At 53.1% G+C, this 12,909-nt stretch carries 13 protein-coding genes; 5 read left to right on the forward strand and 8 right to left on the reverse strand.

Translation table 11 applies throughout. The features are described 5' to 3' along the window. Window positions 1-184 precede the first annotated feature (184 nt). From gatC to gatB, 3 genes are read left to right on the forward strand one after another with little or no spacing between them, the layout of a single operon-like run. A complete protein-coding gene (gene gatC / locus AMM03_RS12735) occupies window positions 185-484 on the forward strand; it encodes an Asp-tRNA(Asn)/Glu-tRNA(Gln) amidotransferase subunit GatC (RefSeq protein WP_090132193.1) in 300 nt (99 codons plus the stop codon). A gap of 9 nt (window positions 485-493) precedes the next feature. After that, window positions 494-1,969 carry an Asp-tRNA(Asn)/Glu-tRNA(Gln) amidotransferase subunit GatA gene (gene gatA / locus AMM03_RS12740; protein ID WP_090132195.1) on the forward strand — a complete coding sequence of 492 codons (1,476 nt, stop codon included), beginning with the start codon at window positions 494-496 and terminating at the stop codon, window positions 1,967-1,969. Further along, on the forward strand, window positions 1,966-3,423 hold the full coding sequence (gene gatB, locus AMM03_RS12745) for an Asp-tRNA(Asn)/Glu-tRNA(Gln) amidotransferase subunit GatB (RefSeq protein WP_090132197.1): 1,458 nt from the start codon (window positions 1,966-1,968) through the stop codon (window positions 3,421-3,423). Before gatA ends, gatB begins: the two co-directional genes overlap by 4 nt. Here gatB and AMM03_RS12750 read toward each other — a convergent pair. Both AMM03_RS12750 and pyrE read right to left on the reverse strand, forming a co-directional pair. Next, a complete protein-coding gene (locus AMM03_RS12750) occupies window positions 3,412-4,539 on the reverse strand; it encodes a Fic family protein (protein ID WP_090132199.1) in 1,128 nt (375 codons plus the stop codon). The two genes, gatB and AMM03_RS12750, sit on opposite strands and share 12 nt — an antisense overlap. Before the next feature lie 71 nt (window positions 4,540-4,610). After that, window positions 4,611-5,315, reverse strand: coding sequence for an orotate phosphoribosyltransferase (gene pyrE / locus AMM03_RS12755; RefSeq protein WP_090132200.1), 705 nt, complete (start codon window positions 5,313-5,315; stop codon window positions 4,611-4,613). Between the two features lie 10 nt (window positions 5,316-5,325). Between pyrE and AMM03_RS12760 the strand changes: the two genes are divergently transcribed. Then, the gene (locus tag AMM03_RS12760; RefSeq protein WP_090132329.1) at window positions 5,326-6,117 is read left to right on the forward strand and encodes an exodeoxyribonuclease III; all 792 of its coding nucleotides are present in this window, start codon (window positions 5,326-5,328) and stop codon (window positions 6,115-6,117) included. A gap of 9 nt (window positions 6,118-6,126) precedes the next feature. Here AMM03_RS12760 and AMM03_RS12765 read toward each other — a convergent pair whose 3' ends face one another. The 5 genes from AMM03_RS12765 to AMM03_RS12785 all read right to left on the reverse strand — a co-directional run bounded on the left by AMM03_RS12765 (window position 6,127) and on the right by AMM03_RS12785 (window position 11,187). Beyond that, window positions 6,127-6,855, reverse strand: a complete 729-nt coding sequence (locus AMM03_RS12765) for a class I SAM-dependent methyltransferase (RefSeq protein ID WP_090132203.1) — start codon at window positions 6,853-6,855, stop codon at window positions 6,127-6,129. 93 nt (window positions 6,856-6,948) lie between these two features. Then, window positions 6,949-9,057 (reverse strand): peptidase domain-containing ABC transporter, encoded by a 2,109-nt coding sequence (locus tag AMM03_RS12770; protein WP_194942891.1) that lies wholly within the window; start codon window positions 9,055-9,057, stop codon window positions 6,949-6,951. A gap of 102 nt (window positions 9,058-9,159) precedes the next feature. Further along, entirely contained in the window at window positions 9,160-9,357 is a 198-nt protein-coding gene (locus tag AMM03_RS12775) for a hypothetical protein (RefSeq protein WP_090132207.1), read from the reverse strand. A 1-nt stretch (window position 9,358) separates the two neighbouring features. After that, on the reverse strand, window positions 9,359-9,898 hold the full coding sequence (locus tag AMM03_RS12780; RefSeq protein ID WP_090132209.1) for a hypothetical protein: 540 nt from the start codon (window positions 9,896-9,898) through the stop codon (window positions 9,359-9,361). Next, a complete protein-coding gene (locus AMM03_RS12785; RefSeq protein WP_090132211.1) occupies window positions 9,895-11,187 on the reverse strand; it encodes an HlyD family secretion protein in 1,293 nt (430 codons plus the stop codon). The genes AMM03_RS12780 and AMM03_RS12785 overlap by 4 nt, the downstream gene beginning before the upstream one ends. A gap of 101 nt (window positions 11,188-11,288) precedes the next feature. Between AMM03_RS12785 and AMM03_RS12790 the strand changes: the two genes are divergently transcribed. Beyond that, complete coding sequence (locus AMM03_RS12790) at window positions 11,289-11,927, forward strand: MBL fold metallo-hydrolase (protein ID WP_090132213.1); 639 nt, start codon at window positions 11,289-11,291, stop codon at window positions 11,925-11,927. Here AMM03_RS12790 and AMM03_RS12795 read toward each other — a convergent pair whose 3' ends face one another. Beyond that, the gene (locus tag AMM03_RS12795) at window positions 11,928-12,866 is read right to left on the reverse strand and encodes a M48 family metallopeptidase (protein WP_228764701.1); all 939 of its coding nucleotides are present in this window, start codon (window positions 12,864-12,866) and stop codon (window positions 11,928-11,930) included. It lies immediately after the preceding gene. Window positions 12,867-12,909: the final 43 nt, after the last annotated feature.

The raw sequence follows: 12,909 nt of genomic DNA on the forward strand, positions 1-12,909 counted from the left end.
ACTGAAGCCATGATGCGCCTAGCTTGCAGTTTGGGGGGTCATTGAAGGGTGTAAATTGTGGGCTTGAACAAGCTTTTTTGGAGAGCTTGCAGCGAACACACGATAATAACCGATCGCCTGAAAAAAAAGGCGGTTTGAGCCCCCATTTTTGTGGGTTTCAGCTTCTGTAAAGAGTCACTTTTTTATGTCCTTATCTGCCCAAGACATTGACCGAATCGCCAATCTGGCCCGGTTAGAGCTCCCACCCGAGGAGGGCCAACGCATGTTGGACCAAATCAACGGCTTTTTCACCATCGTGGAAGCCATGCGCGCGGTTGATACCACCGGCGTTCAGCCCTTGCCGCACCCCATTGCCACCATCCAAGAAGTGGCCTTGCGCCTGCGCGACGACGTGGCCAGCGAGCCCAATCAGCGCGATGCCAACCAACAAAGTGCCCCCGCTGTGGAGCGCGGCTTGTTCTTAGTTCCCAAAGTGATTGAGTAAGGGAACGCCATGACAGCTTTACATGATTTAACGGTTGCCACCCTGGCTGCCGACCTTCGCGCCAAAAAAGTCAGCGCCACAGAGCTGGCCCAGCATTTTTTGGCGCGCAGCCAAGCCGATGCTTCAGGTGCTTTTTTAAGCCTCAACCCAGAAGCCACCTTGGCCCAAGCCAAAGAAGCCGATGCGCAATTGGCCGCAGGTACCGCAGGTCCTTTGGCGGGTGTGCCCATGGCGCACAAAGACATTTTTGTCACCACCGACTTTCCCACCACAGCGGGCTCCAAGATGTTGGAAGGCTATCGGTCGCCGTTTGACGCCACTGTGGTGCGCAAATTGGGCGTGCAAGAAGGCGGCGCGGGCATGGTCAATGTGGGCAAGCTCAATTGCGATGAATTTGCCATGGGTTCGTCCAACGAAAACTCGGCTTACAAATCAGTCACCAACCCCTGGGATATATCTCGTGTGCCAGGCGGGTCTTCAGGCGGTAGCTCGTCTGCTGTTGCTGCACGCTTGGTGCCTGCTGCCACCGGCACAGACACCGGCGGCTCTATTCGCCAGCCTGCTAGTTTTTGCGGCATCACGGGCATCAAGCCCACCTATGGCCGCGCCTCACGCTACGGCATGATTGCTTATGCTTCTAGCTTGGACCAAGCCGGCCCTATGGCACGCACTGCAGAAGACTGCGCACTCATGCTGTCGGCCATGTGCGGCCCCGATTTAGACCGCGACTCCACATCTCTGGATGTGCCTGCAGAAAACTTTGCGCGCGATTTAAATGCCTCGCTCGATGGTTTGCGCATTGGCATTCCCCAAGAATTTTTTGGTGAAGGTTTGGCAACTGGCGTTCGCGCAGCAGTCGATGCTGCGTTGAAAGAATACGAAAAGCTGGGCGCTAAGTTGGTGCCCATCAGCTTGCCCCGCACAGAGCTTTCTATTCCCGTTTACTACATCATTGCGCCCGCTGAAGCGTCTAGCAACTTAAGCCGGTTTGATGGCGTCAAGTTTGGTCATCGCACCAAGGACTACACCGATTTGGTGTCGATGTACAAGCGCTCGCGCGCCGAGGGTTTTGGCGAAGAAGTGAAGCGCCGCATCATGACGGGCGCGTATGTGTTGTCGCACGGTTATTACGATGCGTACTACTTGCAAGCGCAAAAAATCAGACGCATGATTTCTGATGACTTCCAACAAGCTTTCCAAGTTTGCGATGTCATTGCAGGCCCCGTAGCGCCCACAGTGGCATGGAAGTTAGGCGAAAAAGCCGACGATCCTGTGGCCAATTATTTGGCCGACATCTTTACCTTGCCAGCTTCTTTGGCGGGCTTGCCGGGTATGAGCGTGCCTGCTGGTTTTGGCGAAGAGGGCATGCCTGTTGGCTTGCAGCTCATTGGCAATTATTTCAAAGAAGCCCAGTTGCTCAATGCCGCACACCGTTTGCAGCAAGCCACTGACTTTCACCTCCGTCAACCAGGAGGCACAAAATGAGCACGAAACAAAAAACGTTGTTGGTCCAAGGCTACGAAGTGGTCATTGGCTTTGAAACCCACGCCCAACTTTCGACCCAGAGCAAAATTTTCAGCCGTGCGCCTACAGCGTTTGGTGCAGAGCCCAACACGCAAGCTTGTGCGGTGGATTTGGCGTTGCCAGGCACACTGCCCGTGATGAACAAAGGTGCGGTGGAACGCGCCATTGAGTTGGGCTTGGCGGTGGGTGCGCACATTGCAGAAGAAAGTATTTTTGCGCGCAAAAATTACTTCTATCCCGACCTGCCCAAGGGCTATCAAATCAGTCAGTTTGAAATTCCGGTGGTGCAAGGCGGTGAGGTGTCGTTCTTTGTGGGCGACGAGAAAAAAACAGTTCGCTTGGTGCGCGCGCACTTGGAAGAAGACGCGGGCAAATCTTTGCACGAAGACTTCATTGGCCAGAGTGGCATTGACCTGAATCGTGCAGGCACACCGCTGTTGGAAATTGTGACCGAACCCGACATTCGCTCTAGTGAAGAAGCCGTGGCCTATGCCAAAGAGCTGCACAAAATTGTGACCTGGATTGGCATTTGCGATGGCAACATGCAAGAGGGCAGTTTCAGATGCGATGCCAACGTGTCGGTGCGCAAGCCTGGCGCCGCGTTGGGTACACGTCGCGAAATTAAAAACTTGAACAGCTTCAAGTTCATGCAGCAAGCCATCGACTTTGAAGTGCGCTGGCAAATTGAACAAATTGAAGACGGCTTTGAAATTCAACAAGCCACGGTGTTGTTCGACCCCGATACGGGCGAAACACGCGCCATGCGCACCAAGGAAGATGCGGCCGATTACCGTTACTTCCCCGATCCCGATTTGCCACCTTTGGTGATTGGTCGCGATTGGGTGGCGCGTGTTCAATCCGAGATGACTGAGTTGCCCCGAGTGATGGCGGCACGTTTTGTGGCCGACTACGGCTTGCCCGAATACGATGCCACCACCCTCACGCAAAGCAAAGCCATGGCGGCTTACTTTGAAGCGGCGGCCAAGGCCTGCGGTCAAGCTAAGCTGGTCAGCAACTGGGTCATGGGTGAAGTGTCACGTCGCTTGAATGCGGGCGAAGTTGGCATTGATCACGCGCCTGTGAGCGCAGCGCAACTAGCTGCCATGATTGGCCGCATTGCCGACAACACCATCAGCAACAGCGCAGCCAAGCAAGTGTTTGATGCGCTGTGGACTGAAGGCGGCGAAGTGGACGCCATCATTGAGGCCAAAGGGCTGAAGCAGATGAACGACACGGGCGCCTTGGAAGCCATCATTGACGAAGTGTTGGCGGCCAATCCCAAGAACGTGGAAGAGTTCAGAGCGGGCAACAGCAAGGCATTGAATGGCTTGGTGGGGCCCATCATGAAAGCCAGCAAAGGCAAGGCCAACCCGGCGCAGGTGAATGAGTTGTTGAAGAAAAAGTTAGAAGGCTGAACTTAAAAGCTGGTACCGGGTGCCTCGCCCGGTACCAGTTTGAATGAGCAAACCCGCCTCGCAAAGCGACGTCAGTTCGCGATAGGCGGTGGCACGCGATACCCCACACAAGTTGACGTATTTTTCGGTGCTTAGACCGCCGCTGAAACCTTCTGGCCTTGCATCGTAGAGCTTATTGATGGCTTTGCTTTGTGACGGTGTGAGAAAGGGATGTTGCTCACGCAGATCTGCCCAAAAGCGAGTTTTGCGCATGGCCGATTGCATCTGCTGCCAGCTGCTATCGGCCGCATTGTGAATGCAAGTTACAAACCATTGAACCCAGGGTGTCACGTCCATGTTGGCGCTGCCTGTGGCCGCTTGAAGTTGATCGTAGTAGTCGCCGCGTTGTTGCCAAATTTGTTGCGACAAGCTCCACAGCCTTTGTTCAGTGTGGAGGTCTTGTGCCAATGCCATTTCAACCAAGGCGCGGCCAATTCGACCATTGCCGTCTTCAAATGGATGAATGGTTTCAAACCACAGGTGTGCAATGGCGGCACGCACCAAACCATCTTGTTGACCCAAGCTGCTGTTGAACCAAGTCACAAAGGCTTCCATTTGGGTATGAACTTCTGAGGAAGCGGGTGCTTGATAGTGCACGACGTCGGACTTGCCCAATCGCTGTGTCACGATTTGCATCGGTTCAAAGTGCGTGCGATAAGCGCCCGTGAGAATTTTTTGTGTGCCACTGCGACCCGTTGGAAACAAAGCGGCTTGCCAGTCATACAAGATGTCGTGGCTGAGGGCTTGGTGGCTGCTTTGCAAGGCGCCTTGAAGTAGGTTGAGCGTGGCCTCCGCGCGAGCGTCGCGTTTGACTTTTTTGTCATGCGACAGACCCAGACGACGTGCAGCTGAAGCTCTGACAGAGTTGAGTTGCAGTATTTCACCCTCTATTTGAGCTGTCGCTAAAGCTTCATCCAACCAACCTTGAAGTTGCAATGCAGCGAGGTCGGGCAGTTGCAGGTGGGTTGCAAGTCCCATGGCCCTGCCCTGCGAGAAGCGCGTGGCAGCCAATGCCGGTTGCAGCAATGCAAGATCGACCTTGAAATGAGGCCATTTTGAAGATTGCCAAAGGTACATGAAGCGTATCTTAAGGCTTTGCGCTTCAATTGTGAAGCGCAAAAAAGAATTTACGCTTCAAGTCGAAAGGCTTAAACGCCGTAACGATCGCGGTAGGCTTGCACCTTAGGCAGGTGCTGGCCCATCTCGTTACCGCTTTGTGTCGACAGGTAGGCCAGCAAGTCAGACAGCTGGGCAATGCAACAGACGCCCATGCCCAAGGTGTTGCGCACATATTGAACGGCGCTGTGTGGCACGTCTTTGATCGAGCCGTCAGGTTGAACTTCAGTGGCCATTTCTTGACGGTCTAGGGCAATGGCGATGGCATGCGCTGTGGCGCCTGCTTTCTTAATCAATTCAATCGATTCGCGCGCGGCCGTACCAGCGCTCATCACGTCATCCACAATCAGCACGCGTCCTTTGAGGGGCGCGCCAACCAAGGTGCCGCCTTCGCCGTGGTCTTTGGCTTCTTTGCGGTTGTAGGCAAAAGGCACGGTTTTGCCTAAACGTGCCAATTCAATCGACACGGCCGCACCCAAAGGAATGCCTTTGTAGGCAGGCCCAAAAATCATGTCAAATTCGATCCCGCTGGCCATCAACGCTTTTGCATAGAATTGAGCGAGTTTTCCGAGTTTGGCGCCATCGTCAAACAAACCTGCATTGAAGAAATACGGGCTCATGCGGCCGGCTTTGGTTTTGAACTCACCGAACTTGAGCACGCCAGCATCGACGGAAAATTGAACAAACTCTTGCGCCAAGGCCGCTGTGTCGGTTTGGGGTGTGTGTCCAGTCACCATGGGGAAATCCTTGTTTAAATTAACCAGCTTGAACTTGAACGGCATCCGATCTGCGGCCACCAAAGGGGTGGAGGCTTGGATTGCTCAAAACAATCCCGATTGTATTTGCGTGCAAGAGGTTAAAGCACAAGCGCCCGATGTGGCTGGCAAATTTGAGACTTTGGCGGGACTCAAGGGCCATTTCCACTTTGCTGAAAAAAAGGGCTACTCGGGGGTGGCCGTTTACAGCAAGCACGAGCCAAGTGAGGTGGTGGTAGGCATGGGCAATGAAGAGTTTGATGCCGAAGGGCGTTTTGTCGAGTTGCGCTTTGATACACCCAAGCGCAAACTGTCCATCGTCAGCGCCTATTTCCCCAGTGGCTCATCGGGACCGGAAAGGCAAGAAGCCAAGTTTCGATTCTTGGATCACATGGGGCCACACTTGAAGGCTTTGGGTGCTCAGCGTGAATTCATTGTGTGCAGTGATGTGAACATTGCTCATCAACAAGCCGATTTAAAAAACTGGAAGAGCAACCAAAAGAACAGCGGCTTTTTGCCAGAAGAGCGTGCTTGGATGACGCACATGACCACCGAAGGCCCGTTGGTGGATGTCTATCGACGCCTTCATCCTGAGACCACCGACGCGTGCTACACCTGGTGGAGCAATCGCGGTCAAGCCTATGCCAAGAACGTGGGCTGGCGTTTGGACTATCAATTGGCCACAGCCGCGTTGGCGGCGGGTGCACAAAAAGCCGAGATCTACAAAGACACGCGCTTCAGTGATCACGCGCCTTTGACCATTGATTACAACTGGACGCTTTGAACGAAGGCTTCAATCGCGTGAATACGTGAGCATTCGGCCTTTGTAGGCGGCTTCGTTGTGTGTGGCTGAAATGTCGAGGGTTTCTTCGCTAAGACTAAAGCCTTGGGCTGCCATGTTGCGGTGAAAGTGCGCGCGGTTACCGCGATTGGGGTCGACCACCCACACTTCAGCATGATCTTCTATGTGATCGTTGATGTAATGCGCTAAGTCGCCTTGTTCGTCGCGCTCATACAAAATATCGCTGCCGATGATCAAGTCAAACTTGCTGCTCACCGTGGGATCTTTTTGTTGCGCGGCGTGTTGGCCCCAATGGCCATGCAAATAGTCCATGGGACTTAGCTCGTTCAGGCGCAAGTTTTCTCTGAGAAACTCACCGGCCAATGGGTGGCAATCGGAGGCTGTGATGTTGGCGCCGCGGCGATGGCCGACCAAACTGGACAAAGCCAAACCGCATCCAATTTCCAGAATACGTTCAGACGGATTGATGGGCCTGAGCGCCAAGCGTTCTGCAAGCCTTGACCCAGAGGGCCAGAGCAAGCCAAACAGCGACCAAAACGCAGAAGAAATACCCAGATCAAGGGCCGCGTCTTCGGGGTCATAAAACTGTTGCTTGTCGAGCAAAGAGCGGATGAGCAAATTGGGCACGCCTTGTATAGCGATGGACTCTTGCTTGGTGAGAAAGCCTAAAGGGGCATCCGATGCAAGGTTGCCCAGTAAGCCTGCAGCGTCAGCAGGCATGGTGGAGGTATGTGTCAGATAGACAATCAGGCAGCCACGGGTTGTGGCTGGTTTGGTTGATCTTAAGCCCTAAACTGGTCAGCGCGTGACGGATTAAATTGGAAGTGCAGACGCTCTGTTGAAAGCAAATTCGCTGAAGGCGATTTGTCGGTCTGCTTGGGCTATGGTTTCGGGGCGATGCGCAATGACGATGCGTGTGAGTTTGAGTTGCGACAAGGTTTGCGATACGGCATGTTCGTTTTGCATGTCTAAATGGCTGGTGGCTTCGTCTAAAGCCAATACAGCGGGTTCCGCGTAGAGCGCACGGGCCAGCAAAATGCGCTGCTTTTGTCCGCCACTTAAGCCTGTGCCCAACTCGCCAATGAGGCTGTGATAAGCCATGGGCATTCGCATGATGTCTTGGTGAATTTGTGCCAACTGTGCACAGGCTTCAATTCTTTGAAGGTTGGGCGATAGATCAAAAAATGCGATGTTGTCGGCGATGCTGCCGGTAAGCAATGCATCTTCCTGCATCACAACACCAATTTTGCGGCGCACATTGGACATGCCTAATTGACTCACAGGGACCCCACCATACAAAACCGTGCCATGACTGGGTGGCAACAAACCCAACAGGATTTTGAGCAAGGTGGTTTTGCCGCAGCCGCTGGCGCCAGTAATGGCAACATGCTCTCCAGCTTCAATGCGGAGGTTTAAGTTGTGCAGCAACCAGGGTTCTGAGTGGCTGTAACGAAATGAGACATTGCGCAATTCGAGGCTGGCCTGTAAATGCGCCAAGTGATGGGGAGGCATGTTGCCCTGCGGTGTGTCTTGCTCGGGCGGGGTCAGCACAATGTCGGCCAAACGGTCTCGATGCAGGGAGAGCATTTTGAGTTCAATGCCTTGATTGATGAGCGCACTAAGACGCCCCGTGAAAAGCATTTTGTAGCTGATGAATGCCAGCAGCATGCCCACTGTAAACACAGGGCTGCTTTGATTGTGTGATTGGACGCCCAGAATCATTTTGGCACCCAGCCAAAACACACACAAATTTTCGAGACCAAAAATAAGTGTGCGTGCCGCGTTGAAGCTCATGGTGAGCTTGGCGGTTTGAAAGTCGCGGTTCATAACCTCGACCATGAGGCTTTGCCACCGAGCACGTCTTTCGCCCTCTCTAGCGAACAGCTTCAAAGGCATCATGACACGCAGCGTCTCAATAAAGTGGGTTTGCTCTTGGCCCGACAAGACCAAGCGCTCTGATGCGGCATTTCTTAGGGGGCCGTAACTGATCCAGCGCACCAATGCGTAGATGCTGGAGGCTGCCAATACCACCCAGGTGAGCAAGGGTGAGTAAATGAACATCATGACCAAAGCTGCGATGGCCATGAGACCATCGAGCAAAGATTCGATGGTGGTTTGGGTCAATGTTTTTTGGATGTCTTGGACTGCGTCAAAGCGTGAAGCGATATCGCCCAGATGGCGTTGCGAAAACCAATCGGCAGGCAGTTTGATCAAATGAGCAAAGACATTGCTGAGCCATTGAAGCGACAGCGTTTGACCCAGGACCATGACCCACCAACTGCGGGCAAACGAAAGGACCGATTGAACCAATAGGATGAGTGCAAAACCGACCACCAACACCGACAGAAGTTCGTAGTCACCCGAAGTCAAGACATCGTCGACGACGGCTTGGTTGAACATGGGCATGAAGATGGCAAACAGTTCAAGCACCAAAGCCAATGCGATGATTTGCATCGCTGACTTGCCAAAACCGCGAACTTTGCCTGTTAATTGCGACAAGGGAAATGTCACTGGCGCATCTTGTTTCCTGAAATTGGCATGAGGCGTTAATTCAAGCGCAACACCCGTGAAGTGCCTTGAAATTTCTGCGATCGACATGATACGCATGCCCAGTGCAGGATCTAACACGGTGACTTTGCGCCCTTTGATTGTTTGCAGGACCACAAAGTGATTCAAGTCCCAATGCAAGACACAGGGCGTCGAGAGTTGGGACAACTCGTCCAGTTCTAAGCGAACAGGCCTGGCATTGAATCCTAAATGGCCGCTTTGATCAATCAGTTGCTTGAGATTGACGCCCTTGAGTGTTTGTGGAAACTTGCGCCTGAGGTCCATGAGTCGCCAGTGCTGCCCATGTGAATTGGCAATCATGCACAAACAAGCTAAACCACACTCTGAAGTTTGGAGTTGGAGGACAGGCGTCAAAGTGAGGCTCTTTTAAAACTTGTTTGAAAAGCTGCCTGCGCGCACGGGCGCGCAGGCAAGCCTATCACCATGTTGTTGGGGACAGACTCATTGGGCTCACAATTAGAATGAGAAATCGCCCATGGCGTTAAAGCCGCTACCACTTGGGCGGCCATAGCCAGAGGTATCGAATCTAAAGTCTGATGTTGCTTGGTACATGGAGTAAACATCTGTTATTACTTCGCCCATTCTGAAGGCCCACCTAAGTGCCATTGCGCCGCCCTCGACTTCATTCAATTCGATTAAGTTTAAGTTTCTCATTTCATTCTCCTGGTTGTGCTGAAAAAATCGTTTCAGCGTCGATATAGGATTCGATTAAAAAAATAACAATCATGGCGCTCGCGTTGAGTGCCGAATGAATGACGCTGCTCAAAAGCAAGGCCTTGTGTTTCCCGATTTCTGCTTGATGCAAGTCATACTGTTTTAAGAAAATATAGAAATACAAAAACAAGGTCAAGATGCGAAAAATTTTGGGGAAAGACAATTCTCTTGGAGCGACAAAGTGAAGCGCTGTGAGTATCAAAGGCGCTACGACAAACAGACCCCTTCGGCCAAACAGTTTTTGATGGATGGCTGCAATTCCAATCAATACTGCATTTTCAAAGTAGGGTGCAAAAATTAATCCAGAAAAAATGATCATGCCGAACGACGGCATCTCGGCTGCAATCGGATCATTCTTGGGCTGACTCAACAACATAATCAGTGTTAAGTAAATGATTTGAAACAAAACAATACCGACCAAGGTATCAACAAAGCCATGTCGATTGAGGTGGGAAGCTCTGATTTTTTGAATGAGGTTCATGAAGTTTTCTGCCTTGCATGAATGGCCAACAGCGGCTCGAAAATCCATTCCCAAATACCCCGAACATCGTGAATGACATCGGCCTCTAGGGACATGCCTGGGCGAAGCGGATGCGAGGCGCCAAAGGCTGTGATGTGCTGTGAGGCCAATGCCACTTGAATTCTGTAAAGAGGCTCATTGCTTTGCGTGGAAGCCAAGAGGGCAGTGCCTTGACCGTGGGGCAAGTCTTGCGCCGCAATGGGCGTGCCGCTCACTTTCACAACATGGCCTTGGGCCAAGCCAAATTTTTGATAGGGATAGGCGGCCAGTCGAAGCCACACCGCTTGGCCAGGTTGAATGAATCCAGCGGTGCGCGTGGGTGCAAACAGCGCTGCCATGAGCGGTGCTTGGGCTTGATCTGGCGTTTGTGGGACCAGACTGGCAATGGTTTGACCGGCTTGCACCATGGCGCCCAAGGGGAGATGGAGGGTGCTGACTTGTCCTGCTTGGGGCGCCAACACACTGCTGGTTTGTCGGGATTTGTTTTCGGCGGTTTCTTGATCGAGGGTGGCCACGCTGCGATCGAGTTGCAGTAAGTCAATGCTGAGTTGTTGATGAAGGTTGCGCAATTCGGCCTGTGCAGCTTGGTGTTCGCGCGACAGTGCCACACCGCTGCGCTGTGTGGTTTCTAAACGCGACTGCAGGTCGATCAATTCTTCTTGTTTGTTTTGCGCTTGAATGTTAGAGACGAAACCTTCTGTGGCCATTTGCTCATATTTGCGCCACGTTTTGTCAGCCAAGCCCACCCTTCGACTGGCCAAGACTTGCTCTTGGACGGCTTGCGCGGTTTCGAGTGACAAGGACCGAATGCGATGGGTCAAATGCGTTTCGCGCGCTTGGTGTTGGACTAAGCGAGTGCTACGTTCTGCCAGCAGCGTGCTGCGTCGCTGCGCCAAATGAGACGCTAGCAAGGCGGATGTGCTGCCTAACGCGCTGGTTTTGTCGGTGTTGATGACAAACAAGACCTGGCCTTGCTGAACCCATTCGCCTTCTTGTACGCGTTGCTCGAGCAGCGCGCCTGCCATGGCGCTGGTGAGTTCGAGGGTGCCCGTGTGCGGCATGAGGATGCCTGGCACTCGGACCTTGCGCGCTACTGTGCCCCACGCACCAAACGCCAAAAGTGCGCCCGCCAGCGTCAGTGCCACGGCAGCGATGAGGCTGAAGCGCGGGTTGTGCGCCAAATGAATGCCGCCTAGCCAGGAGGCTTGTTGGGCTTGGGTTACTTGGGCGCGAAAAAGTGAGGTGTTCATGGGTGCGTGAAAGAAAGAACCCTCACAATACGAGCTTGAGTCGCTGTTGTGTTTGCATTGACTTGCAAGCCCAGTCCCTTGAAACCGAATGAAATTTTGCGATGCTTCAGTACCAAACCATTCCCGTCACGCCCTTTCAGCAAAACTGCTCTTTGATTTGGGACGATCAGACGCGTCAAGCGGCGGTCATCGATCCGGGCGGTGACTTGGATTTGATCTTGGCAGCAGTGGCCCAACACGCTCTCAAGCTAGAACAAATTTGGCTGACGCATGCGCACATCGACCATGCGGGTGGCACGGCCGTGCTTGCGCGCAATTTGAATTTACCCATCGTGGGACCACATCCGGGCGATCAGTTTTGGATTGATCGCTTGTCAGACCAAGGGCGCATGTTTCAATTTCCAGACGCAGAAGTCTTCACGCCCACACGTTGGCTGCAAGATGGCGACACCGTGGAGTTGGGTGGGCACACATTGAACGTGCGGCATTGCCCTGGCCACACCCCAGGCCACGTGGTGTTTTATTCACCAGAAATCAAGCGTGCCTTTGTAGGCGATGTCTTGTTTGCGGGAAGCATCGGCCGGACAGATTTTCCGCAAGGCGATCACGACACTTTAATCGCCAGCATCACGCAACGTTTGTGGCCCATGGGTGATGACACGGTGTTTATTCCGGGGCATGGTCCCGAAAGTACATTTGGTCGCGAGCGTCGAACCAACCCCTACGTGGACGGTACCTGATCAATTCAATGCGCCAGAATTCTGAGGCTTGCGCGAGTTGGTTTGAATGGCCTCTGCATAAAGATGCGCCACCTTGGGCAAATTAGCTTCAAGTTCTTGAATCCGATTGTTGCCGCTGGGGTGTGTCGACAAGAAACTGGGTTGACCCTTGCCTCCGCCCGTGGCACCTAGCATTTTTTTCCAAAGTTGCACGCTGGCTTCAGGCTTGAAACCACCTCGCGCAGCAATTTCCAAACCGACCAAATCGGCTTCTGTTTCATCGTCTCGACCGTATTTCAGGGTGAGAAGTTGCGTGCCCATGTTGGCGGCAACATCGCCCAATTGACCCAAGCCTAACAATTGGGATGCCACCGACAAACCCAAGCCAGTGGCTTTGGACTTGGCCATTCTTTCGCGGGCATGTTCACGCAAGGCGTGCGCCATTTCGTGACCCATGATCATGCCAACTTCGTCGTCGGTCAAGTTCAGTTGATCCAAGATACCCGTGTAAAAAGCAATCTTGCCGCCAGGCATGCACCACGCGTTGAGTTGATTGCTCCCAATCAAATTGACTTCCCATTTCCATTTGCGCGAATCGGGATTCCATTGCGCCGTGTACGGAATGAGTCTGGCCGCTATGGCGCGCAGGCGTTGCAGTTGGGGGTAATCATCAGGCGCAAGCGCACCCTTGCTGTTGGCTTCGCCCAGGGTTTGCCGATACTGTTGGCGTGCAGAGGCTTCAAGGGTCTCGGCGGGAATGAGTTTGCGCAGGCTGGAGGACTGACCCACATCAACCTGCGCATGTGCATTCGACGCCACCAAAGCCGTCAGGCTGAAACCAGTGCCCCAACGCGCTTGATGAATGAACGCACGCCGAGACATATCCGGCAGACCATGGGATTCTGGTTTGTCGGTATCGGTAGGTTGAGGTAAGCAAAGCCAGCACATGATTGGAATCATAGTGGCACAACGCCATAATTCAAGATGGAAGTCTTTGGAAAAC

This window comes from Limnohabitans sp. Rim11 (genome assembly GCF_001269365.1).
Classification (GTDB): domain Bacteria; phylum Pseudomonadota; class Gammaproteobacteria; order Burkholderiales; family Burkholderiaceae_C; genus Limnohabitans_A.